Genomic DNA, 26703 nt, shown 5'->3' on the forward strand with positions numbered 1-26703 from the left:
ATGCCCAGTCGTTCGCCGAAAACGACCACTTCCGCTTGTCTCCCTCTCTCCTCAGCCTGCCCCTTGCGGACATCTCCCGCTGGAGCTGGCGTCAGGGTTCCCGTGCTCCTACCCGTTGTGGGGCAAGTTGTGAACCGCTGCGGGAGAGTGCAAAGGGGCCGCGTACCGATCCTAATCCTGGCCAGCCTGCTGCTGCTCCTCGCGGGATTAGGAGGATGCCGTCCCCTTCCGAGTGGAACCAATCCCCCGGCGGAGACGGAGGACCTGCCGGACCCCCAATGGCCGGTTGGACCCTTCGCCCTCACAGAACGGAGCGGACGCACTGTCACCGATCAGGACCTGCGCGGTCACGTCTGGATTGCTTCGTTCATCTTCACCCGTTGCACTGGTCCCTGCCCGTCTGTGGCTTCCACTGTCGCCCGGCTGCAACACGAACTGCGGGACCTGCCCAACGTCCGCTTCGTCACCTTCACTGTAGATCCGAAACGGGACGACCTGCGCGCCCTCAACGAATATGCCCAAGCCCGCGGGGCCGACCCCCAGCGCTGGCTCTTCCTCACCGGTGAAGAAGAAACCATCCACCGCATCATTCGGGAACAGTTCAAACAAGCCGTGGGACGCAATGAAGGGCCAAACGTGCCTCCGGGCGAGGAGTTTATCCATTCGTCCAAATTGGTGCTGGTCGATGCCCAAGGGCGCATCCGCGGCTGGTGCGACGGCTTACCCCACGAACAATTCCCCGAACGCTTTGAAAGCGATCTGGCCCGCTTCCTCCGCCGCGTCCGCCAATTGGCTGCCGCTCCTGCCCCCTGATCTGGGCCGGCACACAAGGGGCGAGAAGGAAAGATGCGATGGATGGCGGGAAGGATAGCAGCGGGAAGTCTTAGAGGGAACCGAACGGAGGAAGTAGGGGCAGGAAAATCCCTTTCACAGGGTTGAGTCATTCCGCTATGATACAATTCTAAGGTGCGCAGATCTCACAGGTGCGCCGATCGGAGCCACAGCAGGGTGGCGGGCTTCATCCCGCGGGGAGGCGTTATGCCCGGCAGTTTCAAGGTCACTTGCCCCAGTTGCGAGAACCTGGTACTAGTCACCAATCAGAAAAGCGGGGCCAAGGTCGAATGTCCCAAGTGCAAGTATCGCTTCAAGGCGGAGCCGCCCACGGAGGGGGATTCCGCCGAGGGTGAAGAAAAATCTCCGGCGAAATCCAAGGAGAAGAAAGGGGGCAAGGAGGGGGCATCCAAGGGCAAGAAGAAGGCTGCCAGCGCGGGGAGCAACAAGACGAAACTGGTCGCCATCGCCGCGGGAGTCGGCGGAGTGCTGGTGCTGGTGGTCGTCGGCGTGCTCCTCTTCGGCGGTGGCAGCTCGAATTCCTCCGGAACGCCTAAAGGTGGCAGCGGATATGCCGGAATCACCCCGGTCCCACCACCGGGTGGCGGCAACACTGGTCCGGGTGACTCCACGACTCCCAGCGATAATGGCGATCCGAACCAGAAGAAGGACGACCCAACCAAGCCGGTCCGCCCCAAATCCACCGCTCCTTCCAGCGACAAGAATGACCAGGCTGCGACCAATCTGCTGCCGAATGACACCGTAGCCGTTTATCGCTTCGCTCTCGATCGGCTCCGCACCACGGCACCGGTCAGTGCGCTCTTCGATCGTTCCACGAGCCGGTTGTTCCAAGATTCCTTCGGTTTTGAGCCGGAGCGGGTCGCCACTTATTACCACGCCTACGTCGGTGCTCAGCGGCTGCCCTTCGGCATCTTGCGCTTGGCGGAACCAGAAGCAATCCCCACCTTGGCCCAGGGCATCAAGGGCCTGGAGGAACAGGTGGTGATCCAGGGCCGGCCACTCTTCGCAGTGCGGTCCAATCCCTTCATGCTAGCGTCGGCGAATACGCTCTCCTTCCGCTCCCTGTTCGGCCCGCTCTTCGACAAGATGCCGCCCTTGGCCAATCTGCCAGCGAACCGCCGCTGGGGAGTATGCCTGTACGATACCCAACACATTCTGCTCGGCGATCACGAACTGCTGGCCCGCTATTTGAGCGAGTTGACACCCCGCGGCCTGCCGAAGTTCCGCAGCGAAGTGGCCGAAAATCCTATGTACCAAACGATCGACCCCCAGTTGAAGCGACTGCTCAAGGCCCTGGGAGCCGAGGACGCTACCCCGCCTTTGGTGCTCTACGCGGAACAGACTGTCGGTACCGCCTTTAGCCCCCTGGAACTGAAAGGCCCCTATCAGGCGGCGAACGTGTTGCTCGAACCCTTCCAGGACAAAACCCGGTACGTAGGGGTGCGGATTACGACCCTCTCGCCACGGCAATTGTCCGGAGCCGTTCGGATCGTGTTCCGTTCGGATGCCGCCGCGGTGGAAACCTTGCGGGACGTGTACGCTCCCGCCTTGGCTTTAGCCACACCGCTATTGAGCAAGACTCTGGAGAGCCGGGTCGAGTTCCGCAACCTCGCCATGGGGGGAAGCGGACCGGGAGGCACTCCAAACTATCCGTTCCCCAACCCGCCCGGTGGTTTACCCATGCCGCCGGATGGCCTTGTTCCGCCGCCGGGTGCTCCGCCGGGAGTCGGCGCACCAGGAGTGCCGCCAGGAGTCGGCCCGCCGGGAGTACCGCCGGGAGTTGGGGCACCGGGAATACCGCCAGGAGGAACCGGTTCCCCAGATGGCGCCGCACCGGGTGAAGGACCGGGAGTGCCGCCGGGCTACCCTGGCCTGCCGCCGGGCTACCCTGGCCTACCCGGCCAGCCTCCCGCTGCGGGAGGGGACAAAAAGCCGGAGTCCCTCTTGCAACTGTCCATCTCGGATGCGGACATCCTCCTCAGCTTCGACCTGCGTTGGAGCGACGAAATCTACCGGCAACTGATCGCACCGCCGCTGTTTGCCACCCTCAACGCCACCAAGGGGAAGATGGCCGTTTATGCCGCGGAAGTCCCGATGCAAGGACTGAGCGAGGTGGTCCAGCGGCTGGCGGCGCAGCGCAAGGCGTTCCCTGCCGGAACTGTTCTGCCGCGGAGTTCGGAGGCCAGCCGCTATGGTCTGACCCGTCCGCCGCGTTCCCGCGTCAGCTTCTTCTACGAACTGCTGCCGTTGCTCGGCCACAACGAGGTCGCTTCCCAGATCGATCCCCAACTGCCGTGGTATGATGAGAAGAACCTCAGCGCCGCCGAGGTCTGGCTGCCGCAGGTCCTCTGCCCGTGGTATCCCACCAGCGAATGGCGGGCTAGCTCGCCCCTGGTGCCCGACGGCCGCCTGGTCGGAGCCACGCATTTCGTCGCCATCGCCGGAGTCGGACTCGATGCCGCACGCTACGATCCCAAAAACCCCGAATTCGCCCGCAAGGTCGGCATCACTGGCTATGATTGGGGATCGACCATCGAGGAGATCACCGACGGGCTGGATAAGACAATCTACCTGATGCAAACGGCGCCGGGATTGTCCCAGCCGTGGCTTGCCGGAGGAGGAGCCACCGTGCGCGGTCTGAATGAGACCGACCCCCTTGACGGCTTCCGCCACACGTTCGGAACCCCCGACGGCAAACCGGGCACCTTCGCCTTGATGGCTAACGGCGACATCCGCTTCATCCCGGCGGACATCGACAAGAAGGTGCTCCTGGCGATGGCCACCCGCGCCGGCGGCGAACCCCTTCCCGACCTCGACCGCCATGCCCCGCTGATCTATCCCAAACGCACGCGGGAAGCGGCGGTCAGCACCACCCCCCAACCGGCGGGTTCCTCCAGCTCAACTGCCGAAACCGTCCCCTTGCCCAAACCGGAACAGCCCAAAGCGGAGCAACCCTCGCCTCCACCGCCTTCGCGCAACGCTTCGCCAGCCGACGCCGCCCTGCCCGTGGCTCCTGCACCGCGGGCGGTTCAGAACGAGTGACTCACTCTCCGGGAAGTAGTTCCCGAAGTAGTCACGAAAGAGTGACATGTAAGAAGTAGTCACGAAAGAGTGACATGTAAGTGGAAGAAGGCGGGTGTTCACACCGGCGGGCAGGGGTCAGCCTTCCGATCCGCCCCGTTCCAGGGTTTCTTCCAGAACGGCGATGATCTCCTGGACATCGTCGAGGTCGGGATTGATCGCCAGGGCAGTGCGGAAGGCCTGGAGGGCGGCGCGGGGACGGCCCAGTTTGAGCAGGCATTGCCCCATTCCCGCGGCGGCGGCGTAATGATGCGGATTGAGTTGCAAGACCCGCTCGCAATCCTCGACCGCTCGGGCATACTCGCCGTTCTGATAAAACCAGATAGCCCGCTGATTGTAAGCCTCAGCGAAGTGAGGCGCTTCACGGATCAAGGCATCGAGGGATTGGCGGGTCTGCAGAGTCCGGCCCTGGCGCAGGGCTTGGCGAAGCCGCTGATTCTGTTCCGCCGTTCCTCCCCGGAACCACAACTCCCACAGGGCATCCGCGGCCAAGCGGCGCACCAAGGGATCGCGATCCTGCAAAGCGGCGGCCACCGCCGCGTTCGACTCCATCGTGCCGATCAGCCCCAGGGCCAGCACCGCGGCCCGCCGTGTCCGTACATCTTCAAAGGTCAGCAAGCGTTGCAAGGTGCCTTCCGTGTAGCGGGCAAGGATGCCATCGCGGAACTCTCGCATGGCATCCCGCACGCCAGCGGCCCAGAGGTCTTCATCATCTCCCGGCTGCAACTCCGGCAAACGCTCGTACAACGTCAGGAGCACCGAACTGGCCACGGCAGCGTCTCCCCCTGGGCCGGATTCCGCGACTGCCTTATCACTTTAGCACATCTTGGCCCCTGCGGACAACTCCTCCCCTCTTCCCCCCGCAGGCGGCGACATTCGACAGCAGGTAGTGACATTCGGCAGGAGAAACCTATTGGGGCAGAATGCCATCTCCAGGGTGCGGCGGTTCAATCCTCGGCCGCGGGCGGAATGCTTGGCGGAATGGCCGGAGCAGCAGGAGCAGCCGGGGAAGGAGGAAGGGTGCCGTCCGGTTCTGTTCCGCGAGGCGATGACATTGGCGTGGCAGTTGGGGAGGGTGCCGGCGGACGGCGGCTATTTCCCCCACCGGCAGGCACGCTCGAAGGATGAGCTGGGCGGGGCGACTCAGGCGGCCGAGAGGACTCGGCAGGCCGAGGCATCGGCGCTACCGGACAAATGTGCGTCATGTGGGTATCGGGAAGCAGGGGATGGCCCGTCTCCTGCCGCTTGGCCCGCCAGGTCCGTACCTCCGCCGCCACGACCTCCACCGCTACCAGCAACTGCCGATCGATTCCCTGCTTCCAGTCCTCGAAGGTCACTTCCACCGGCACATCAGGTTCCACTCCTTGCTTTTCCATGTTGATCCCTTCGGCGGTGAAGACGCCGATGCGCGGCAGGCGGAAAGTGGAGCCATCGATCAGCCGCATCGAGGTGGTGCCGATGACATGGCCGCCCGTCGCTTGACCCACCAGCTTGCCCAAGCCCATCGTCCGGAAAGCATGGGGGAAGATTTCCGCGTCGGAGTAGGAACGGTTGTTGATCAAGACCACGACGGGGCGCGTCCAGCGGCGCTGATCGCTGCGCAGGACCAAGCCGATGCCGCCATCCCGCTGCCGGAAGAAGGTGTGTTCCTTGCCCGCCAGGTAATTGAGCACGTGATCGTGGGTGAAGCCGCCGCCATTGTAGCGAACGTCGATGATCAGCCCCTCTTTGTCGAAATGGTCGGAATAGAGACTGCGCACGAACACTTCCAGGCCGTTGTCGTCCATGCTGGGAATGTGGATGTAGCCGATGCGGTTCTGGCTGGCTTGAGCCACGCGCTCGGCATTTTTGCGCACCCAGCGTTCGTACATGAGTTGGGCCATGCGGCGGCGATCCACGGGCACCACCTCCACCTTCCGCCGGGTCTTGGGATTGCTGGGGTCCCGGATCACGTCCAAGAGGACTGTTTCATTGGCCTTGTTGTTGAGCAGGCGGGAGAGGTTGACCTGGTCTGTGAGTTCGACCCGGTCGATGGCCAGGAGAATGTCACCCGGTTTGATGTCCAACCCCCGGCGGTCACAAGGGCCGCGGGCCACCACCTCGGCGATCTTCAGGCCCCGCCCGCGGTATTGCTCATCGAAGATGAGGCCGAGTTCCGCCGTCGCTTCCTGGGGCACAGGCAGCTTGCCGCTGATCCCCAGATGGGAGGCATTCAGTTCGCCCAGCATCAGGCTGATGAGGGCATACATGTCTTCGCGCAGGGCCACATGGCTGACCACTGGCTGATACTTGGCCCGGACGGCTTTCCAGTCCACGCCGTGGAATTGCGGATCGTAGAAGGCGTTGGCCAGACCCTGCCAGCACTGGGCGAACATTTCGGCGAACTCGTCTTCCCGGCGGATGGTCATGGCCGCCTCGAAGCGGACCCGCTGCGGTTCGGCAGGGAGAGCACTGGCGGCTCCCAAGGCGGGAGGCAATCCGGCCACGCCGGCGGCGCGGAACCAGCACAGCTCCCCTTGGCCGTTGAGGAAGTAAATCAGGCCGGGGGTACGGCGCGACCAGGTGATCTGCCGGGGGGCTTGATCGCCAGTGGTCAGGCGGATGAGGGTGGTGCCGCTGCTGGTGGCCAGCCAGAGGTCGTCGCCGGTGCCTTTGTGGCGGAAGGCGACGTGCAAGCCGTTGGGCGAAATGGCCGCTGTTTCCGCCGTGATCCCCGCCGCCCGTACCGCTCGCAGGTGGATGTCCTCCCAATCGATCTCGTCGTTTCCACCTGGCGCCCCCGGCTTTTGCAGGCTGAGCACATAAGGGGAAGACTGGCCGCGGCGCTGACTGATGAAAGCGATCCGCTGGCCGGTCCGGCTCCACGTCACATCTCCGTTATAGGTGGCATAGCGGGTGATGTTGCGCGGCCGATCGCTGCCATCGACCGGTACGATGAACAGCTCGCTGGCAAAGTGGCCGTCCATGAGGCTGTAGACCAGCCACTTTCCGTTGGGGGACCAGTCGTAATCCAGCACCGTGGCCCCATCCCCCGCGGCCAAGCGCAGCTCGCTGCCGTCCGGCTTCATCGTCCACAACTTCCCCTGCCGCAAAAAGGCGATCCGATCCCCGCGCGGGCTGAAACTCACTCCCCGCTCCGCTTCCGGCGTTTGCGTCAAGGGGCGGACCCGGAACTTGTGCGCCGCCAGCAACTCCGGGTGTTCCACATCGTCCGGTTCCAGAAGGTAGATGTCCTCGTGGCCGGAACGATCCGAGAGAAACACGAGTTTTTTCCCATCAGGACTGAACGCGGGGCTGTGGTCGTAGGCTGGCGAGTCGGTCAGGCGGGTGGCCTTACCCCCTTCCGGCAGTCGAATGAGGAACAATTCCCCTTGCACTGTGATCACAGCGGCGCGCTCTTCTGGATGCAGGGCGAAACCGCTGATGTCCTTCGTGAACTTGACGTGCCGCTCGGTGTTCGATTTGTCATCGGCGTGGACTTCGATGGCGAGTTTGCGCGGGATGGAACCGGGGCGGGTGCCGACAATCCACAGGTCGACACCGCATTCATACACGATCCACTGGCCATTGCGGCTGATGCGGGCGCGGCGGACCGTGTCCTGCTCGTGCTGGGTCAAACGCCACCAGGCTCCCTCTGCTTGCAATCCTGGTCCCAGGGGCTGGGCCACGATATTGGCGCATCCCCGTGGGCTGCCACGCTCCGTGACGTAGTACAGCGTCCGTCCATCCGGCGACCACATCGGCGAACCATCCGGACCGGCGAACTCGGTGAGCCGCTTCTGGAGGCTTCCATCCGCCGTGGCCAGCCAGATTTCATCGTTGCTCGAACCGCGGTAGCCCCGCCGATACCACACTCCCGGACCACGCACAAAGGCCAGCACCTGTCCATGGGGCGCGTAATGGGCTTCTTTGCCCTCGAACAGCGGCAGCTTTCGGTCCCGTCCCCCTTCGACGCTGATCACATAACACTCGATCTGCGACGGGTAATCCACCTCCCGCAGCGAGGAAAACACGATTCCCCGGCCATCGGGCGTCCAGCCCAGGACCATATCTGGGGCGCTGTCATAGGTCAGCCGCCGCGGACGACCCCCCTGCACCGGTACCACATACACGTCGTAACTGCCATGACGATTGGAACTGAACGCGATCCACCGCCCATCCGGACTGAACACCGGGTTGATGTCGTGGGCCTCATGCATTGTCACCGGACGGGCCACACCCCCAATCGACGGCACCACCCAGATATCCCCCAGATAGCTGAAGGCCACCTGCGTCCCATCCGGGGAAATATCCGGCGTTCGGGCGAAGCGGATCGGCTCCTGACCTGCTGCCAAAGGCGAGCCGCCGCTGAACAGGAACATTACCCACAACCACCACGAACCGCGCACCCTCATGACCAACGCTCCCTTCTTCATTTTCATCTCACTGCAATCTTGCTGCGTGTTCTCCTGCGATCGCACGTTAACGCCCCTCCCGCTCTTCCTAATCTCCATTCTCCGTTTCTTCCGCCGTGCCTTGGATTGCCGGCTCTGCCCGTGCATCTCCGCTCCATCCGCACCTCGCCGGCTTCGGCTCCGCATCCCACTTTGCCCGTGCATCTCCGCTCCATCCGCACCTCGCCGGCTTTAGGGAAGGCGCCATTACCGCCATCCTAGCACTCCCATTTCTGCTTCCCTAGGGAAAATTATGCCCAGAATCCCCATTTTTTCTTTCCGGAATCCTCATGGTTCATCCCTCAGCTTCTCTCTCTCCAGCGGCCACCTCTCGTTCCTGCTGATTCCTCCGGCACTGCCCCTTCGGCGAATCCTTAGGATCCCTTTTTCCGGCCCGCTCTCCGGGCTTTCCTGCACCTCTGTCCCTTCCCGCCTTCGTTTCCCTTCAGCCGCTGGACGTATCTTTATCAAACCTACCCATAATTTTCATGGTTCTGGCGGAGAAGATCAGTAAACTAGTCGTATTCTCCGCCTCCTCTCCCCCGGTTCCGATAGTCCGATGCGGGGGCTGATGGTTAGCACTCCTCAGCCGTCGGGTGTGGCCCAAGGCCATCACCGCCGTGTGAAGGTGTGAGCGTGCTGCACCCTGGGCAGAACGAGGGGGAGGGAACTTGATTCGGGTCATGGACTCCGAGGATGGGCGTATCATCGGTGTGTCATTGGTGTGTCATTGTTATGCCTCCAATTTGGGGGCGGGATTTCGGGGAGGACTCATCTATGAGGATTTGGGGTCGAAGTGGGCGAAGCGCGGGGCAGCGCGGCGGCGGCTTTACGCTGATTGAGCTGCTAGTCGTGATTGCAATCATTGCGATCCTGATCGGCCTGTTGTTACCGGCGGTGCAGAAGGTTCGGGAAGCCGCCGCGCGGATCAAATGCAGCAACAATCTCAAGCAGATCGGTTTGGCGATTCACAATTACGAATCGACCTACGGCGTGTTGCCGCCGGCGATTGTGAACAATCCAGGTTCTACGGACTGGGCACAGTTGCAGGAGTATCAGAAGAATCCGGCGGTGGCGCCGACTTCGGGAGCCGACTTTGCCCGTCACGGTTTTCTGTCGATTCTCTTGCCGTATTTGGAGCAGGCGAACGTCCTGGCGCAAGCGGTTGGGGGGTACAATTTGCGGCGGGACTGGTTTGATCCGGTGAATCAACCGGCGGCGAGCCTGCGCATTCCGGTGTATGAGTGTCCCTCGGTTCCGAGCGATCACTTTGTCACGCCGGTTCCTGCGGGCTGGAGCCGTCCTCCGGCGACGGGGGATTATTGGCCGGTGACGCGGGCCAACAATGTCGCCGCCGTCTGGGCAGCTCTGGGGCTGGTCTATCCAGGGGATGACAATGTGCGCGGCGTGCTGACGCACAACCGTCCGACGCGCATGCTGGCTGTGACCGACGGCCTGAGCAATACGATCATGATCGGTGAATCAGGGGCGCGGCAGGAGGGTTGGGCCGCAGGGCGCCTGTATGCTCCAGCGGGGACTCTCTCCGGCATCCGCGGCGCGTGGGCCGCCGAAAGCAACAACATTGTCTGTGCCGGAACACGGGGACCGATTGTGCCAGGTTCTGCACCGGCGGGCAAGGTGTCCAGCGCCAGCCACGTTCCCGGAGCCATCGCGATCAACGGCTGGAACCAGGGCGAACTCTATGCCTTCCATCCGGGACTGTGCAATGTCACCATGGGGGACGGTTCCGTGCGCGGACTGCGGGATACGATCGGCCTGGCCACGCTGTTCAAACTCGCCGCGCGCGCCGACGGCTACCCCAACGATCCCGATTGATCCGGCACTCACGGGGCCATCTCCGGACCAATGGCCGTCCCCTGAATGGGACTCCTGCCGTGCCCCTGCCGGACCGCCGCCTGGTTCGCCTTTCGTTCTTTCTCGTCGGCCTGGCTCCGCACCTGCACTCCCCAGCGATTCCGACCTGCTGCTTCCCCTTTCGGACTGGTACAATCGACAGGAAGGGCGGAGGGAGCGGAGGGAGAAGGGGCGATGATGCTTGCCAGCGGAGTACGCCATCCCTGGCCATGCCTGTGGTTCGTCGGGTCATTATGGCTGCTCTACGAGGCGGGTCTGTGGCGGCTCAGCGCCCAGGGCCAGGCCGTTAGCCGCTGCGGGGTGGACCTCTGGCTCCGCTGGCTGAGCGAACAGAGTGGCATGCCCGTTCTGTCTCTCGCCCCCGCCCTGGCGCTGGCCATTCTGGCCGGAAGTTGCTTCCTACGCTGGAAGGAACGGCCCGCGTCCACCCCCGCCGTTCTCCTGGCCATGTTGGTCGAAAGCCTCATCGCCGCCCTACTACTCTGGTGGGTCAGCCGGAACTTCGACATGATCTGCCAGCGGGCCGGCATTGCCTTGACGGTCCCCGGTATCTCGTTCGCCCGGCTTCTCACGTTCCTTGGGGCAGGCGTCTATGAAGAGATCGTCTTCCGCTTTGGCCTTTTTGGCGGGACGTTGTTGCTGTTGCGCCTGCTCTTTTTCCCGCGCTTGCTGGCAATACCCCTGGCCGCCATCGCCTCAGCCCTGCTCTTTGCTCTCGCCCATCATGTCGGACCGTGGGGCGAACCCTGGCGGCAGGACTACTTCCTGTTCCGAACCGCCGCCGGCCTGTACTTCACCGCCCTGTATCTGTTCCGCGGTCTGGGAGTGGCGGTGGGCGCCCACGCCGCCTATGACCTGTTGATCGGCCTGAGCCAGCAACCAGCGGCGTAAACCTGCCTGCGCTGGGGAGAGACCGCCTCGGCGGAGCGAAGGCATTCCGCCTGACTTCCCGGAACGAGAAGAGATGATGAGGAACCCTGCCGAGATCAATTCAGCAGGGAAAAAGCTGGTTCAGTCTGACTCCGCGGCGCGAAGCCGTTGAGCAAGGTAGGGTCGTTGGCCCACGAGAACCGGGAGCAAGCTCATTTGCCTGGCTTTTTGTTGCCTTCGGGGTCTTCGGTAGCGCCGCCGCGCCAGAGGGGAGCGATATTGTGCCGGTCCCACTCCTGCCATTTCTGGGCCATTTGGCGGACGCGCTCCGCCTCGTGGGCGGCCAGGTTCTGCTTTTGGCCGGGATCGCGCCCCAGGTGGTACAGTTCCCAGCCGCTGTTGGTCCGCTTGGAAAAATCCCGCCAATCGACGAGCATCCAGTCCCCCTGCCGGATCGCCTTTTGCGGGCCGAAGCGCCAGTAGAGCGCCTCGTGGGGATCGCCCGCTTTCTCCCCGCGCAGGTAAGGCCAGAGGTTCACTCCGTCGGCGTTGGCAGGTACGGGCACACCGGCCAGGTGACAGGCGGTCGGCAGAATGTCCAGAGAGATGATGGGGCGGTCGTACGTTTGGCCCGCCGGGAGAACGCCGGGCCAGACCCAGAAAAACGGCACGCGAATCCCGCCTTCCAGGACCTGCCCCTTATATCCCCGCAGCGGATCGTTGCGGGCGGCATTGTAAGCCAGGTACGGCTTCTGGCCCGAACCGCCGTTGTCGCTCAGAAAGATCACCAGGGTCTTGCGGTCCAATCCGGCTTTGGCCAAATACGCCTGGAGGCGGCCGATGGCATCGTCGAGGTTCAGCAACAGCAGCAGATAGGCCCGGCGCTGGGGGTCCTCAATCGGGCGAGACAAACGCTTTTCCAGGCCGTCGGGTACTTCCAGGGGAGTGTGCACCGCGTTGTAGGACAGGTAGACGAACCAGGGCCGGTTCTTGTGCTGCTCGATAAAACGGATCGCCTCCTCAGTCAAAAGATCGGTTAGGAATCCCTCCGTAGGTTCCACCTGTTCCCCCCGATAGATCATGTTCTCGGACTGGCTGGTGCGGAAGAGCGGCTTGGCCTCTTTCTTGAGGCGGAAGTTATGGGCACCGACGAGGAAGCCGTAGAAAAAGTCAAAGCCGCGGTTCTGCGGATGATAGGGGCGGGCAAAGCCCAGGTGCCATTTGCCAATGCAGGCGGTGGCGTAACCGGCGGAGCGCAGAGAGTCGGCCAGCGTCTTTTCGCTCAGAGGCAACCCCAGTTTTCCTTCCTCGCCGACGTGGGGGTTGAACTCATGGCCGAAGCGCGTCGGATAACGCCCGGTGAGCAGACCCGCACGGGAAGGACTGCAATAGGGGCTGCACACATACCCCTGCGTGCAGCGGAGGCCGGAGCGGGCCAGGCGATCGATGTGCGGCGTCTCTATTTCCCGGCAGCCGTGAACGCTCAAATCGCCATACCCAAGATCATCGACAAAGATCAGCAAGAGGTTGGGTCGCGGAGGAGACTCCTGACCCGCCGCTCCCGGCGCCGACAGTAGCATGCCGACCCCGGCCCAGATTAGGACGCGCCGCATGGCCTCACCCTCCCGCAGGAACACTCATAAGGGGAATGCACATCATCAGGGCAGCACAACCGCCTTATTCAGGAACGGTACCGCTGCTGTCTCCAATCTGGCTCGACCACCGGATGATTGTAACGGAATACAGAAGCAGAGGGGAGCACCCCCTGTAACGGCGTCCGCAAACGGAATCAGCAGCAGGGGGAATACCCAGAGTGCAGAGGGAAAGAAGCCCCTGGAGAGTTTGACACCACGATGACACCATAGCTTTTGGGAACACCAGCAGAATCATTGGAGCGGCAGAAGCAGAATCACCGGAGCGGCAGAAGCATCACGGGTGGGCAGGTACCGTTAGCTCGACGGCGAAGGAGTAGAGATTGACCTGGCCGGCGCGGATGTCGCGGAGCAGGCCAGACTGATCGGGCCGAGTCAAAGCGAGCGGGAAAGGCGCAGCATGAGGGGCATAGCGCCAATGGGGAGGCGGAGCCAAGGCCACGCGGTAGTAGCCGGGAGCGATCGGGCGCTGCGGTGTTTCGACGATGGCGTACGACCCATCCGCGGCGATGTCCGCCGTCAAGGGCGGTCCTTGACCGCCGCGCTCCGGGTCGGGAGCGAAGACGATCACCCCTCCGGATAAGGGTTGGCCTTGAAACGTCACCACGCCGCGGATGCTAGTGGCTTCCATCTCCCCGCTGTCGGTCCTGCCCCCGCAACCGCTACAGGCCAATACCAGCGCCAACACGGCATACGGACTCCATCTCCCCCTGTCGGAGTGAGCCGTAAGTTCCGAGCCTCCTGTCCCGGCTCGCCGCGGTTTGGCCGTCATTCTCCGCATATTCCGTTTATCGGCCGCCGATCGGATCAGGTTTGAGAAGAAAAGAGATATTATGAAGAAATGATGTATTTTTAGTGAAAATATACACATATGTAGAATTTGTGTTTTATTCGAGAAAAGTTAAGTAGTGCACTAGTCATAACGCTACGCAGCTACTTTCATAGGGGATGTAGTTCTTTCGCGCCTAAGGTTGTTTTTTCACTCATGGTGAAGGGAATTTGAAAGTCCCGGAACCACGACATGATCTTCCTCAGGAGGACCCAGGCATGCCACACCGTCGCCAGGCTTTCACCCTCATCGAGCTGTTGGTGGTGATCGCCATCATAGCGATTCTGATTGGCCTTTTACTGCCGGCGGTGCAGAAGGTGCGGGAAGCCGCCGCCCGGATGAGCTGCCAGAATAACCTCAAGCAGATCGGCTTGGCTTTGCACAATTACGCCTCGGCTTACGACAGCCAACTGCCACCGACGCGCGTCAACGTGCCAAGCAATAAGTTCCGGTCTTGGACGCCGATTGTGGTGTCCTACGTGGAGCAGGACAATGTGGCTCGCCAGTGGGACATGAATACACGTTGGGATCAAGGCTCCAATCTGGTATTGGCCCAAGTTAAGATGAAGGTCTTTATGTGTCCGTCGGCTCCCGAAGATCGGCCGGCGCCGGTCCAACCGCCCTTGGGACCGTGCGACTACCTGGTCTTCCACCGGATTCGCCCGCGGTTTTACGCCGCCAATAACCTGCCCGTTCCTCCCGCTGAGCTGGACGGTGCCATGCATATCACCAGGCCCACCCGCCTGACGGACATCACAGACGGCACCTCACAAACAATCTTGATTACGGAAGACGCCGGGCAGCCGGCCTCGTATATCCTGGGCCGGGCCACCGGAAACGTCCTGCCGGAAGGGCGCGGTTGGGCGGACCCGGATGGAACATCGGGCAGTTTGGATGGCTCCCATCCGGCCACAGGTGCGATCAACAGTAGCAGCATTACGGGGACAGCGGGTGCCACCTGTATTATGAACTGCAACAACTTCAGCGAACCGTATAGCTTCCACCCCGGCGGGATCAACGTGTGCATGGCAGACGGCTCGGTCCGCTTCATCTCCAGCTCAGTCTCCGCGGCTACTTACGCCGCTCTGTCCACCCGCAGCTACGGCGACATCCCCGGTAACGACTGGTAAGCCTTCTGAGCACACCCTCGCTCTCGTTCCTGGGGGCGGCTCGCCGTGATCCCCCAAAGGATACATGGCGCCGCCTCCGATGAGCCGGACAGCACACCCGCTGTAGAGTGCGCCCTCTATCATCCGCAAACCTCATTCCGGGAGTCAGGACAATGCTTCGCCACCTGTGGCTACTCGTCGGCCTGACGGCACTGGCCGCCTCCTCAGTTCAGGCTGACATCCAACTGCTCGGCGTGGGGACGGTTCCCGGAACCGCCGCGGATCGCTCCGGATTAGAGGGGCAAGCGTCGGATGGCACGCCGTTGAACCGCCTAGGAGGGCAGGGGTCGGCGATTGCCTACACCGGCAAGGGTTCGGAGTATTGGCTGCTCTCCGACCGCGGACCGAAAGATGGCCAAGTCGATTTCCCCTGCCGTCTGCATCGGATGGAAATCCGGGTAAGACCGGGGGAACGCGAACCGGTCCAACTGCGCTTGCTGGAGACCGTGCTTCTATCCGACGAACAGGGCCGCCGCCTCACCGGGGCACTGGAAGCGGTGGAAGCAGACGACCCGCGGAAGAACCGGCGCTATGATCCCGAAGGGTTGCGAATCGGCGCAGATGGCACGATTTACATCGCCGAGGAATATGGGCCGCTCGTGGATGCGTTTCAGCCCCAGGGCCGGCGCGTGCGTTCCCTGCCGGTGCCGGACGCCTTCCGCCCTCTGCACCTCAGCCGTCGACCCGCGGAGGAGCTTCCCCCGAAAAACAGCCGTGGCCGTCAACCCAACCGCGGGTGGGAAGGATTAGCCATCTCCCCCGACGGCCAAAAACTCTTCGCCATAACTCAGGGACCGCTGATTCAGGACGGCGCTTTGGATGCTAACGGCAAGCGCGTGGGCCGCTTCTGCCGCATCCTGGAAATCTCCCTCCGCGACGGCAGCACCCGGCAGTACGCCTATCCCCTGGAGGACCCCCAATATGGGGTGAGCGAAATCCTCGCCCTCAATGATCGGGAGTTCCTCGTTCTGGAACGGGATGGCAAAGCGGGAGCGAAAGCTCAAAGCAAAAAGATTTTCCGCATCGATCTGCGCGAAGCCAGTGACATTTCCGCCGTGGAACGCTTGCCGAGCCAGGAATTGCCCCCGCCGCTGCGAGCGGTTTCCAAGCAACTTTTTCTCGACCTCCTCGACCCGCGCTGGGGGATTGCCGGGGCCGACTGCCCGGAAAAATTCGAGGGACTGGCCTTCGGTCCGGACCTACCCGATGGCCGCCGCCTGCTGCTGGTCACCGTGGATAACGACTTCCTGCCTGATCAACCTTGGCGCGTGTATGCCTTCGCCATCGACCGGGCCGACCTGCCCACTTACCAGCCGCAGCACTTCTCCCCTTCCTCATCGGACAAAAAGTGACGCTGGATAAGACCGGATCAACCCCCAGGATCGGATCGTAACCGCGGTCCAGGAAGTGACACTGCTCTGACCTCAATCCTTGGAGCTGTTCAAGGCCGCGGAGGACGAGACGGCCCAAGAGTTCCCGCCGCCTGATTATCGCATTTTCCCTCGGCGAAAAAATAATCATCCAGCTTCCGGCTTCGATCCCGCCAAGCGAATCCTTATGATGATACTGATTCTCAAGCGGTGTAGCGGCCCCCTATTACCAGGGGCGGGTACCGCCAGGCTGCTGTTGGGAACCTCAGGAAGGGAAAGCCTTAGAACTCCAGGAAGGGAAAACCTTGGAGCCACAAACCGACAGGCAGGCGGGGTAGGCCTGACTCAGTTGCTGGAAAGGATCGCATCATGACAGCGGGATGGAGCAGGCGAGAATGGCTGACTGTGATCGGCAGCTTGGGAGTGGGGAACGTGGCCTTCCAGCGGGCGTTGGCGGCCACCGCCGCGCAGATGCCCAGCGAGGGGATCACCCCGGAGATGGTGAAGAATGCGGAGTGGATCGCCGGGATTTCGCTCAGTGACAGCCAGCGGCGGGCTGTGGCCAATCGCCTGACGGCCAGTCTGCGGCAACTGCGGCAACTGCGGGACACGGCGGTGGGATACGAGGTGCCGCCGGCGCTCGTGTTCACTCCGGTGCCGGGACAAGCCCACGGGACAGGGGAACGAGGCCAGGTCCAGCCTTCGCCGCTCAGCGAGCCGGTCCGGCGGCCCAAGAGCGACACGGAACTGGCCTATCTGCCCGTCTATCAACTGGCGGAGTTGTTGCGCACGCGGCAGGTTTCCTCCGTCGAACTGACCCGCTTGTACCTGGATCGCCTGCGCCGGTACGATCCCGCCCTGCTGTGCGTGGTGACGCTGATGGAAGACTTGGCTTTGCGCCAGGCAGAGCAAGCGGACAAGGAGATCGCCGCGGGGCGCTATCGAGGGCCATTGCACGGCATTCCCTGGGTCGCCAAGGACTTGATCGCCTATCCGGGATACCGGACCACATGGGGGGCGGAGCCGTTCCGCGAGCAGCGGCTGGAGCAGAAAGCCACAGTGGCGGTCCGCTTGGAGGAAGCCGGCGCGGTGCTGCTAGCCAAGACCAGCCTGGGAGCTTTGGCCCAAGGGGATCAGTGGTTCGGCGGGCAGACGCGCAATCCGTGGAATCCGAAGCAAGGGAGCAGCGGTTCGTCCGCCGGAACAGCAGCAGCGGTAGCGGCGGGACTAGCCGCTTTCGGTCTGGGCAGCGAAACCCTCGGCAGCATCATCTCCCCCAGTGCCCGCTGCGGGGTGACCGGCCTGCGTCCCACCTTTGGCCGCGTCAGCCGCTTTGGGTGCATGCCGCTAGCCTGGTCGCTGGACAAGATCGGCCCGATGGCTCGCTGTGCCGAAGATTGCGCCCTGATTCTCGCAGCCATCCACGGCGCTGACCCCCAGGACCCCACCACGGTCACGCGGCCGTTCCACTGGCCGGGGAAAAAACCCTTGCGCGAGCTGCGCGTCGGTTACTTCGAGGAAAAGGGACTGGCCACGGCGGAAACCGACCTGAAAGTGCTCCGCTCGCTGGGAGTGCGCCTGGTGCCGATCCGCTTGCCCTGGCGCCTGGCCAGTGCGCTGGTCGGGATCATTCTGGAAGCGGAAGCGGCCGCTGCCTTCGATGATCTGACGCGCTCCGGCGTGCAGACTGGCATCGGCAATTGGGCCATCACCTTCCGCCGAGCACGCTTCCACACCGCCGTGGATTACCTCCGCGCTCAGCGCCTCCGCACCCTCCTCCTGCGGCAGATGCAGGAAGTGTTTGAAACCATCGACCTCTATGTCGGCGGCAACGATCTGGCCATCGCCAATCTCACCGGCCATCCCACCATCTGTTTGCCCAACGGCTTCACGTCGGCCGGCACGCCCACCGCTATCACCTTCACGGGGCCGCTCTTTGGCGAAACCGATCTTCTCGCCCTCGCCAGGGCCTATCAAGAGGCCACCGGCCACCATCGCCGCCGCCCTCCGGAGGAGAAATGGCTTCCTATCGAGAAGGAAAAAACCCCACCGGAAAAGGAAAAGCCCCCGCTGGAGAAAGAAAAAACGCCGCTGGAGAAAAAGTAAAACTTCGGCGGATACAAACGGCCCGACCGGTATCGAGCCAGTCTGAGCGTTTTCCTCCCCCCGGCCGACAAACAAAGAGGGCGCCGCGTTACGACAGCGGTTTGTCAGCGGCGGATGAGGATGCCGGGGGTTTGGGGCAGCGGAGCGCCGAGCTTGGCCAGGGTGCGGCGAACGGCGGGGGCCAAGGCGGGGTTATCGCTGAGGCGGCGGAGCTTGTCTACCGCGGCTTGGGCAGCCGGTCCGAGCCGGGCGAGGGCTTCAATGGCAGCCGTTTGCACGGCGGGGTCGGGGTCATCCAGAAGTTTTGTCATGGCAGGAACGGCGGCGTGGGCCACCGGTCCCAAGTGGCCGATCGCTTGGACTGCGGCAGCCCGTACCTCAGGATTGGGTTCGGCCAGCAGGCGCTGGAGGTCCGGCAGCTCGGCGGAGGTGGGCGAGAGCACCAGCAAGGCGTCCACCGCGGCACTGCGGAGATCGGGCCGTGGGGAACTCAATGCCGTCCGCAGGAGTTGGCGTGCCCGTCCGGTCTGCTTGTTGGCATTGGCCCGCACCACCTGGGCTAGCAGAGCGAGGGCATCGGGAGGCGTCCGCTCGGCCAAGGCTTGTAACGCGCTGGCGGCCTTTTGGGCTTGGGACCCCGCCGCGATCAGAGCCAGCAGGGCGGCCCGGCGCGGGGGCAAGCGGTTATCCGTCTGGGCCATCGTAGCCAGGCGCTGGATCGCCTCAGCCGGCAGCGAGGGAATCTGTCCCAGAGCGCGAGCGGCAGCCACCCGCACATCAGTGTCTTTCTGCTGCGTCAGTTGGAGAAGAGACTGGACCACGCGCGGGTCTGTTCCTCCTGCCTGGGGCAAACCGGCGATGATCCGCAGGCGGCGGGCCACGGGGAGATTGTCATCGGCGACGGCTTGCAAAAGCACCTCCAGCGCCGGTTGGGCCTGCCCCGCCATTGCGAGGAGGGCATCGATCCAGGCATCGCGCAAGGCTTCATCCATCTCCCGCTGCCAGGCTTGAGCCACGGCGCTGGCCGTGGGACCGGCGAGCGGACCCAACTGTTGCAACACCGCGGCCACTTGCTGGCGGATCAACACCTCCCTATCCGCAGTGAGCTGACCCAGTTGGGGCAGATAGCGCTGCGCTTGTTCCGGCGGCAGGGTGGCGATCAGCCCCACGGCGCCATAGCGGGCATAGGGATTGTCACTCTCCAAGCGGGCCAGCGCCTGGGGGAGCAGTTCTTTAGCTCCCTCGCCCAGCCGGGGCAAAGCGGCGAGAGCGGACAAAGCCACGGCATTGGGGGCATCCATAGCAGCTTGAAGCAGTTGGCGGGCGTCCTCCTGGGCGACACCCAGACGGATCAAGGTGCAAGCCGCTTCGATGGCCACGTCGGCGAACGGGTCCTGCAATGCTTTTTTCAGGGGTTCTTTCGCCGCCTCGGCAGCCGCAGGGCCGATTTCCCCCAAGGTATTCGCCGCCAGATAGCGCACCAGGGGATGGCCGTGTTGCATCAATTCGACTGTTGCCTCGACCGCGGGTGCACCGATGGCTGCCAGAGCCTGCCAGTAGGCCAGATCAGCTCCCAGGCGGAAGATCGTCGGCTGGGCGGGGTCCAGCATCGGGGGATAACTCTGGCGGATGGCCGCAAGCAATTCGGGGATGGCCGGAGCGGCCTCAGACTTCAGATTCACCAGCAGGCGGGCCGCCGCCGTTCGCACCTCTTCGTCGGTGGAGCGCAGGGCTTGCCGGAGTGTCTCCACGCTCTCGGCCGGCACAGGCGGAACCAGGGCGGCCAGCTCTGCGGCCAAGCGGGCCACTTCCCCATCCGGGTGAACCAGGAGCCGGACATACTTACGGGGGTTCCCCACGCCGACCTGCCGCAGGGCATCCAGGGCCGCCCGGCGTACTTCGGCTTGCCCATCCTGGCAGGCATCCAGCAGATCGTCCGCCGCCGCCTGCGCCAAAGGTCCCAGCAACCCCAGCGTGTAGGCGCTGTGTTCACGTACCGCCGCCTGGGGATCCCGCAGTCCGGCCCGCAACACGGCCACTCCCTGCTGCCGCAACGCTGCCTCCCCTGCCTCGCCCAACGCTAGCAGAGTCCGCGCCGCTGCTTCCCGCGTGCTGCCGATCCGTCCGCTTTGCGCCTTGCCCACACCGGCTGTGCTCGGATCACTCAGCAAGCTGACGAGCCGCGCGATCGTGTCCCCTTGGGCGCCTTGCTGGGCCAGATAGGCGATGGCATCGCGCCGCGCTTGCTCACTGGGACTACCCAAGGCTTTCCAATGCCGCTCGGCCAGCGTATCCCGCTGATCCGAGACTTGGCCCTCTTCCGATGCTCCGTTCCCCGCGGGTCCAGCGGCACCGCCGGGATCGGTTCGTTTGCTACAACCCCCGCTGCTCAGACCCATTAGCACCGCCAGCATTCCCGCCAGTGCCCATCTTCCTCCCCCACGCGTCCGAGCCATCATGATGTCGCCTCCGCAATCGGAACCAAGAGCCGCTCAGTTGGTCCAGCCGAACCCGCCCTCGTAGGCCGCTCTGCTAGCAAAGTTAACACACTCTGGGATGCGAACCGTCAGGCTCGCCCCTTCCCCGTCCCCGGCCTCCTGCTCGTCTGGTCCCGTTCAGTTCGATCCCGCTCAGTCGGGTCCTGTTCCCTCTTGAAACCGACCCTGTCCTGGGATGAGGGCGGGAAGCAGCGCATGGGAGACTCGCCTAGTGGGAACGATGGGCGGATTTCTTGCGGGCGGGTGAAGCCGAGAGCCAGGCTTGCTTGCGCCGCTGCAACTCTTCTAGAACCTCTGGCAACGAGCGGGTATTGAAGACCTGGCGGCGTTCCAGCCAGCCGCGGCGAGCCACCATCACGCCGTAGCGGACGTATTCCAGCTCTGGGAGGGCGTGGGCGTCCGGGTTGATCACCAGCGGCACGCCCAGAGCGCGGGCTTGCTTGACATGGAGCCAATCCAGGTCCAGGCGCTGGGGCTGAGCGTTGATTTCGATCATTTTGCCATACTGGGCCGCGGTGCGAAGGACCGCCTCCAGATCGATCTTGTAGCCGTCGCGTTTGAGCAGCAGCCGCCCGGTGGGATGGCCGAGCATGGTTACCGCCGGATGGGCCAGGGCTTTGCAGACGCGCGCCGTCATCGCTTCGCGGGACATCTGGAAATGTGTGTGGACACTAGCCACGACATAGTCGAACCCGGCCAGCAGCTCGTCCGGATAATCCAGGCTGCCATCGTCGAGAATGTCTACCTCCGTACCTTTGAGCAGGCGTACTTTGTGGAGGCGAGCGTTGAGGCGGTCGATCTGCTGCCATTGGTCTCGGACCGCTTGCGGGGACAACCCCCCGGCCACCGTCAGCGATTGCGAATGATCGGCGATGCCCAGGTATTCCAGTCCCAGGCGTTCGGCGGCAAGGGCCATCTCCTCCAGGGTCGCTCGGCCGTCACTGGCAGTGGTGTGGCAGTGGAATACGCCCCGCAGGTCGCTCTCTTCCACCAAAACCGGCAATTCTCCCCGCTCGGCCGCCTCGATCTCCCCCGTGTCCTCACGCAACTCCGGCGGAATGTAGGCCAAACCCAAAGCGGCATAAATCTCTTCTTCCGTCTTCGCCAGGATCGGCTGGGACTCCGTGCCCATCATGTACTCGTTCAACGTCCAGCCGCGAGACAAGGCCCGCTGGCGCAGCCGGATATTGTGCTCCTTACTGCCCGTGAAATACAGCAACGCGTAGGGATACTGGGAGGGAGTCACGATGCGCAGGTCCGCCTGTAAGGTGATCTTTTCTCCCTGGATGTGCTGAACCAACACCACGCTGGAGCGGGTAGGACCCTGAGCCAGTACCTGTTGAACTTGCGGCAGCCGCACAAAGCGGTCCATCACCGGCTGCGGAGCTTCACTGCACACCAGAATGTCCAGATCATGGACTGTTTCCCGGCGGCGGCGGACGCTCCCGCAGACGGCGATCTGCTGCACGTGCCCCCCGCGGCGCAGTTGCTCCATCAGTTCCTCCGCCAGCGGCAATGCCTGATCCAAGCGCACCCGCTGCCCCTGCCTCTGGAGGAACTCGATCCCTTCCAGGATTTTCGCCTGCGTCTTGTCTCCGAACCCCTTGAGACGTGCCACCTCCCCCCGTTCGCAGGCCGCCTTCAATTCGCCAATGTCCCGGACGTGCAACTGCTCGTAGAGGGCCTTCACCTTCTTCGGGCCGAGGCCGGGAATGCGCAGCATCTGGACCATCCCCGCCGGGACCGAAGCACGTAACTCGTCCAGAAACGACAGGCGGCCTGTGGTCACCAGGGTGGCGATCTTCTCCTGGAGCGCCTCGCCAATGCCTCGAACCTCCGCCAACTTGCCGGAAGCGACCAACTCGTGCAGATCACCCTCCAGTTGCTGGATCATCCGGGCTGCCTGGTGATAGGCGTTGCAGCGGAAAGGGTTCTCCCCCTTCAGCTCCAGCAGCGTCCCGATCTCATCCAGTGCCGCCGCCACTTCCTCTTTGGTCATCGGTCTGATCCGCCTCCTTTTCTCGACCGCCGTCCACTTCATCAGGGTTTCGGCTGCCCCCTGTTTTGATCCTAGCAAATGACCCACCGGCCTGGGAATCTTTCCGCAACCGTTGGGAACCGGTGGAGATCGGTAGTTACCATCCTTTCGCCACGGTTCAAGCAAACGGAGCCGGAAGCCGACCCCTTCCCAGGCGAAGCCTTTGGACCAGCGTCGGAGCGCGGGCATCGGAGGCAAGCTACAGCGAGGAGGGACCAGGCCGGGTCAGGCCAAGTTGTTTGGACAGTTCCAAGGCAGGGTTTTCACTCCTGCCTGAAAAAAGTGTACTAGACTGTAAGCAAGGTGAGGAACCGCTGAGGCGAGGATGATGCAGGCGCCAAGCCCCCCGTGGCACCTCAGGCGACGAGGGAATAGCCCCGGCGGTTCGAGGCGAGGGAATCCATCCAGCGGTTCAAGCAGGCGGGTCCTGCGCTCCATCGGATGCCTTGGGAGGGAAGCCAGGAGATGTCGCTCTTTTCTCTGATCGATGCGAACCGAGGGAACGTTCCGCTCCCAGACTATGTGGAACGGGTGTATGGGGAAGCGGAATTGCGGGTGTGCAGTGAAGTGCTGGCTCTGGCGTTTGACCGGGATGGCGCCCTCTGGTCGGTGGAAGAGCAAGGGATATTGCGGCGATGGTCGGCCCAGGGGCGGCTGCAAGGGCGGTATTATTTGAGCGATCTGATGACCGTGTGGAGTTTCAGTGCGCAGGCTCAGTATGTAGCGGGGGGCAGCGACGAAGTCCTGATTTGGGATGTCCGCAGCGGGGAATGTGTGGGGCGCTGGAGTGGCGGGGAGTGGATCACGGCGCTGGCCTGGAGTACCAGCGGCGCATGGCTAGCCAGTGGTCATGAAGATGGCAGCGTTCGTGTCTGGGATGTCCGCCGGGGACAGTTACTCCGAGTCTTGGCCGGCCGTGGACAGCCGTGCGCCGCCGTCGCTCCCTCGCCGGATGGCGCACTGCTCGCTGCCGCGGGAGAAGATCGCCACATCTACGTCTGGGACCTGACCACCGGCGAGCTGCGCGCCCAATGGCAGGGCCACCCCGACCGGATCGCCGCCTTGACCTGGAGTCCTGATGGCCGCTGGCTCATCTCCGCCGGCTGGGATAGCTCCGCCCGGGTCTGGCAGGTGGGGCAGGCGGACCCGCTGATGCTCCTGAACAGCCACGCGGAGCAAGTCGTCGCCCTGGCCTACAGCCCGGATGGCCGGTACCTGGCCTGTGCCGATTCCGATTTTGCCATCCACCTCTGGACGGACCCGGTGCAGGCCCAATTGGCGGGGATTCTGCGCGGGCACGCCGACGAGGTGCGCTGCCTGGCGTTTTCCACCGATGGGCAACGATTGGCCAGTGCCAGCGCCGACGGCGTCATCTTAATTTGGGATGTCGAACGACGCACGGTGGTCGCCGGCGGCTCCCGTGGGCACCGTCACCGCCTGGCCTGGCTCTCTGGCGAACGCCTCCGCCTGGCCTCCGTCTTTGCGGGCCGGGCACGCCTCTGGGATGCCGAGACCGGCGCCCCGGCGGAACCTTGCCCCAGTCTCAACGCGTCCAGTGTGGCGGCTAGTCCGGAGGGACGGTATCTAGCCTTCGGCGGCACCGATCACTTCACCCACCTTTACGATCTGAGCCGCCCAGACGCACCGCCGGTGCTGCTGGAAGCGACCAAACCCCCGATCGGCCAGCTCGCCTTCGCCCCCGATGGCCGACGCCTGGCCCACACCAGCCCCGCCGATGGCCTCGTCTGGATTTGGAACACCGCCAGCGCTCAGCCGGAACTCATCCTCATCGAGGCCGCCGACGGGTGCACGCTGGAAGGCCTTTGCTTTCACCCCGATGGTCAAAGGCTTGCCGCCGGCGGACTGGATTATCTCGCCACCGGCCAACGCAACGGAGCGGTCGTCGTCTGGCATCTGCCTACACGGGAACAACAGTATGTCCTGGACACCGGTGTCACCGCACTGGCAGCGGACCCGCAGGGGCGGTGGTGGATCGGCGCGGGCCTGGACGGCCAGGTGTATCTGTGGGACGCCGCCAGCGGTCAAGAAGCCCTGGTTCTGCCCGGCCCTTCCGGACGCCTGCTGGATGTCGCCTGCTCCCCCTGCGGGCGCTACATCGCCGCCTGCGGAGAGGATCAGACGGTCCGCATCTGGACCCCCTACGACGGCCAAACACGCATCATCCGCGAGATGGAAATGACCGTGGAAAGCGTGGTCTTCTCCCCGGACAGCCGCCGCCTGTTCCTCGGCTTGGCCAACGGTATGGCCTGCGCCGTCCGCCTGGCCGCCTTCCTGGAGGAGTGACCTCTGCGAGTAACAGCTTGCTGGAAACCGCAACCGGTTTTCCAGTCCAATCGCCCCAGAAAAAATCAAACCCGTCGCCCAAACAACATCTACCTGGATTGACACCTGGAGGAGGCAACGCCATGAAGCGATTCCTCGGCTTGCTGCTCGCCCTGACCGGTTTAGGCGGTGCCTTATGGGGCGGCGCTCATGTCCTCACCACCGGGGCCACCACTCCCCTGCATCTGACCCCCGATTGGTCCCTGCCCGCGATGGGAGTCGGACTGATCGGAGTTGCCCTGCTCACCTTGGGCTTTGTCTGGCTCCGCGAGTGACACCGGAGTGGCAGCCCTCCTCTCCTTCCTTCCCCCTCTCTTTGTGCGCTTTGCCGGCTGACCCGCATGGGGCCTTTCCCCCCTCCGGGGCGGCACAGGAGGGGAATCTGCACTGATCCTTCTGCCCTTCGCTTCTCGGAGGAACACCCGGCTGGATCCTTTCAGCGAGGACCGCCCTGAGCGGCGGCACGAGGTCCTCCGCTGCCTTGCACATTGAGGATTGACAAATTTTTCATTTAGTTTAGGCTAAATAGCCAGGAAAGGTCTTCCGTAACAAAGTCCGGGAGGAAAAGGCCATGAGGCGAAGGAATGAAGCCGGTATGTCTCTGGTGGAACTGCTGGTGGCGATCGCCGTGATGGGGCTGCTGATTAGCCTGCTGCTACCGGCGGTGCAACAGGTGCGTCAAGCGGCGGCCCGCTTGCAAAGCCAAAACCATCTGCGTCAGCTCGGTCTGGCCTGCATGGGTACCAAGACGCGGAAGGGATGTTCCCGCCGGGGTATCAGTCCGGGCGCTGGGGCGGTCCGGCGGTGGCGGTCGATACCGCCCCGGGTTGGGGTTGGGCCGCTTTCCTCTTGCCGTATCTGGAACAGGAAGCCCTTCACCGGCAGATTCGCTGGGACTTGCCCTGCTGGGACCCAAGCCAGCTCCCCGCCGTGAGCCGAACCATTCCCGTCTTCCTCTGTCCCGCTGCGCCCAACGCCGATCCCACGATGACGGTCCGCGATGCTTCTGGGGCCGCCCTGGCGGTGTTCGGGCGCTGTCACTATGTGGCCAACAACGGCCAGCCGGAATCCTGGGCTTATCCCTTAGCCGATCTGGGCCAACTGCCAGGAATCGGCCCCTTCTACCGCAATTCGCGCACGCGGATCGCCACCGTCCAGGATGGCCTGAGCAACACGGTCTTCCTCGGCGAACACACGACCATCAGCGACAAGACCTGGGTCGGCGTCGTCCCCGGTGCGGCAGTCTGCCCGCTGGACCCGCAGCGCTACCCCTTCACCGCCTGCGACAGAGCAGCGACCCTCGTGCTATGCCACAGCGGCCCGGCGGAAACGGAACCGGGCGTCATCCATCCCCCCAGTTTCCCCACCTGCCATGTGTGCCAGATGTACGCCCCCTGGCCGGGAGGCAATGTCCTGCTCGGCGATGGCAGCGTGCGCTTCATTCCAACCTCGATCCACCTCGACACCTGGGCCGCTTTGTGCAGCATGCGCGCCGGCGACCTGCCGGGGGATTTCTGACCCGAAGAGGCTTCCGAACCCAAGGACTTTTGAACCTGGAAACCCCAGCTCTCCGAACATCCCGTGAGC

Annotated in this window: 16 protein-coding genes; 10 read left to right on the plus strand and 6 right to left on the minus strand. The window is 63.6% G+C overall.

Features of this window, described 5'->3' with window-relative positions:
- Positions 1 to 147 precede the first annotated feature (147 nt).
- Positions 148 to 813, plus strand: a complete 666-nt coding sequence (locus H0921_RS08050; RefSeq protein ID WP_194537538.1) for an SCO family protein — start codon at positions 148 to 150, stop codon at positions 811 to 813.
- Positions 814 to 1038: 225 nt separating this feature from the next.
- Positions 1039 to 3894 (plus strand): DUF1559 family PulG-like putative transporter, encoded by a 2856-nt coding sequence (locus H0921_RS18165; protein WP_194537539.1) that lies wholly within the window; start codon positions 1039 to 1041, stop codon positions 3892 to 3894.
- A gap of 117 nt (positions 3895 to 4011) precedes the next feature.
- On the opposite strand, the gene H0921_RS08060 is transcribed toward H0921_RS18165, so the two are convergent.
- A complete protein-coding gene (locus tag H0921_RS08060; RefSeq protein ID WP_194537540.1) occupies positions 4012 to 4704 on the minus strand; it encodes a tetratricopeptide repeat protein in 693 nt (230 codons plus the stop codon).
- Between the two features lie 176 nt (positions 4705 to 4880).
- Positions 4881 to 8327, minus strand: a complete 3447-nt coding sequence (locus H0921_RS08065; protein WP_194537541.1) for a S41 family peptidase — start codon at positions 8325 to 8327, stop codon at positions 4881 to 4883.
- Positions 8328 to 9143: 816 nt separating this feature from the next.
- On the opposite strand from H0921_RS08065, the gene H0921_RS08070 reads away from it, so the two are divergent.
- Positions 9144 to 10202 (plus strand): DUF1559 domain-containing protein, encoded by a 1059-nt coding sequence (locus tag H0921_RS08070; RefSeq protein ID WP_194537542.1) that lies wholly within the window; start codon positions 9144 to 9146, stop codon positions 10200 to 10202.
- Between the two features lie 213 nt (positions 10203 to 10415).
- A complete protein-coding gene (locus tag H0921_RS08075; protein ID WP_194537543.1) occupies positions 10416 to 11132 on the plus strand; it encodes a CPBP family intramembrane glutamic endopeptidase in 717 nt (238 codons plus the stop codon).
- A 191-nt stretch (positions 11133 to 11323) separates the two neighbouring features.
- Here the strand turns inward: H0921_RS08075 and H0921_RS08080 are convergent, their stop codons facing one another.
- Together H0921_RS08080 and H0921_RS08085 are read right to left on the minus strand one after the other, a co-directional pair.
- Positions 11324 to 12724 (minus strand): sulfatase-like hydrolase/transferase, encoded by a 1401-nt coding sequence (locus H0921_RS08080; protein ID WP_194537544.1) that lies wholly within the window; start codon positions 12722 to 12724, stop codon positions 11324 to 11326.
- Positions 12725 to 13040: 316 nt separating this feature from the next.
- Complete coding sequence (locus tag H0921_RS08085; RefSeq protein ID WP_194537545.1) at positions 13041 to 13451, minus strand: hypothetical protein; 411 nt, start codon at positions 13449 to 13451, stop codon at positions 13041 to 13043.
- A gap of 359 nt (positions 13452 to 13810) precedes the next feature.
- On the opposite strand from H0921_RS08085, the gene H0921_RS08090 reads away from it, so the two are divergent.
- From H0921_RS08090 to H0921_RS08100, 3 genes are all read left to right on the plus strand, one after another.
- Entirely contained in the window at positions 13811 to 14722 is a 912-nt protein-coding gene (locus tag H0921_RS08090; protein WP_194537546.1) for a DUF1559 domain-containing protein, read from the plus strand.
- Positions 14723 to 14874: 152 nt separating this feature from the next.
- The gene (locus H0921_RS08095; protein ID WP_194537547.1) at positions 14875 to 16113 is read left to right on the plus strand and encodes an esterase-like activity of phytase family protein; all 1239 of its coding nucleotides are present in this window, start codon (positions 14875 to 14877) and stop codon (positions 16111 to 16113) included.
- 387 nt (positions 16114 to 16500) lie between these two features.
- Positions 16501 to 18237, plus strand: a complete 1737-nt coding sequence (locus H0921_RS08100; RefSeq protein WP_194537548.1) for an amidase — start codon at positions 16501 to 16503, stop codon at positions 18235 to 18237.
- A 104-nt stretch (positions 18238 to 18341) separates the two neighbouring features.
- Here the strand turns inward: H0921_RS08100 and H0921_RS08105 are convergent, their stop codons facing one another.
- Together H0921_RS08105 and polX are read right to left on the minus strand one after the other, a co-directional pair.
- The gene (locus tag H0921_RS08105) at positions 18342 to 20696 is read right to left on the minus strand and encodes a HEAT repeat domain-containing protein (RefSeq protein WP_194537549.1); all 2355 of its coding nucleotides are present in this window, start codon (positions 20694 to 20696) and stop codon (positions 18342 to 18344) included.
- Positions 20697 to 20943: 247 nt separating this feature from the next.
- Complete coding sequence (gene polX / locus H0921_RS08110) at positions 20944 to 22734, minus strand: DNA polymerase/3'-5' exonuclease PolX (protein WP_194537550.1); 1791 nt, start codon at positions 22732 to 22734, stop codon at positions 20944 to 20946.
- A 504-nt stretch (positions 22735 to 23238) separates the two neighbouring features.
- Here polX and H0921_RS08115 point away from each other — a divergent pair.
- The 3 genes from H0921_RS08115 (at position 23239) to H0921_RS08125 (ending at position 26634) form a co-directional block, all read left to right on the plus strand.
- Entirely contained in the window at positions 23239 to 25077 is a 1839-nt protein-coding gene (locus H0921_RS08115) for a WD40 repeat domain-containing protein (RefSeq protein WP_194537551.1), read from the plus strand.
- A gap of 122 nt (positions 25078 to 25199) precedes the next feature.
- On the plus strand, positions 25200 to 25391 hold the full coding sequence (locus H0921_RS08120; protein WP_194537552.1) for a hypothetical protein: 192 nt from the start codon (positions 25200 to 25202) through the stop codon (positions 25389 to 25391).
- Between the two features lie 484 nt (positions 25392 to 25875).
- Complete coding sequence (locus tag H0921_RS08125; RefSeq protein WP_228499225.1) at positions 25876 to 26634, plus strand: DUF1559 family PulG-like putative transporter; 759 nt, start codon at positions 25876 to 25878, stop codon at positions 26632 to 26634.
- The last annotated feature ends 69 nt before the right edge of the window (positions 26635 to 26703 follow it).

This window comes from Thermogemmata fonticola, from assembly GCF_013694095.1.
In the GTDB taxonomy this organism is placed as follows: domain Bacteria; phylum Planctomycetota; class Planctomycetia; order Gemmatales; family Gemmataceae; genus Thermogemmata; species Thermogemmata fonticola.

Excerpts from the sequence above, each read along its gene's own strand:
- H0921_RS18165 (WP_194537539.1), top strand. The coding sequence starts at position 1,039 with ATGCCCGGCAGTTTCAAGGTCACTTGCCCCAGTTGCGAGAACCTGGTA.
- H0921_RS08065 (WP_194537541.1), bottom strand. The coding sequence starts at position 8,327 with ATGAGGGTGCGCGGTTCGTGGTGGTTGTGGGTAATGTTCCTGTTCAGC.
- H0921_RS08070 (WP_194537542.1), top strand. The coding sequence starts at position 9,144 with ATGAGGATTTGGGGTCGAAGTGGGCGAAGCGCGGGGCAGCGCGGCGGC.
- H0921_RS08075 (WP_194537543.1), top strand. The coding sequence starts at position 10,416 with ATGATGCTTGCCAGCGGAGTACGCCATCCCTGGCCATGCCTGTGGTTC.
- H0921_RS08080 (WP_194537544.1), bottom strand. The coding sequence starts at position 12,724 with ATGCGGCGCGTCCTAATCTGGGCCGGGGTCGGCATGCTACTGTCGGCG.
- H0921_RS08090 (WP_194537546.1), top strand. The coding sequence starts at position 13,811 with ATGCCACACCGTCGCCAGGCTTTCACCCTCATCGAGCTGTTGGTGGTG.
- H0921_RS08095 (WP_194537547.1), top strand. The coding sequence starts at position 14,875 with ATGCTTCGCCACCTGTGGCTACTCGTCGGCCTGACGGCACTGGCCGCC.
- H0921_RS08100 (WP_194537548.1), top strand. The coding sequence starts at position 16,501 with ATGACAGCGGGATGGAGCAGGCGAGAATGGCTGACTGTGATCGGCAGC.
- H0921_RS08105 (WP_194537549.1), bottom strand. The coding sequence starts at position 20,696 with ATGATGGCTCGGACGCGTGGGGGAGGAAGATGGGCACTGGCGGGAATG.
- polX (WP_194537550.1), bottom strand. The coding sequence starts at position 22,734 with ATGACCAAAGAGGAAGTGGCGGCGGCACTGGATGAGATCGGGACGCTG.
- H0921_RS08115 (WP_194537551.1), top strand. The coding sequence starts at position 23,239 with ATGTCGCTCTTTTCTCTGATCGATGCGAACCGAGGGAACGTTCCGCTC.
- H0921_RS08120 (WP_194537552.1), top strand. The coding sequence starts at position 25,200 with ATGAAGCGATTCCTCGGCTTGCTGCTCGCCCTGACCGGTTTAGGCGGT.
- H0921_RS08125 (WP_228499225.1), top strand. The coding sequence starts at position 25,876 with ATGTTCCCGCCGGGGTATCAGTCCGGGCGCTGGGGCGGTCCGGCGGTG.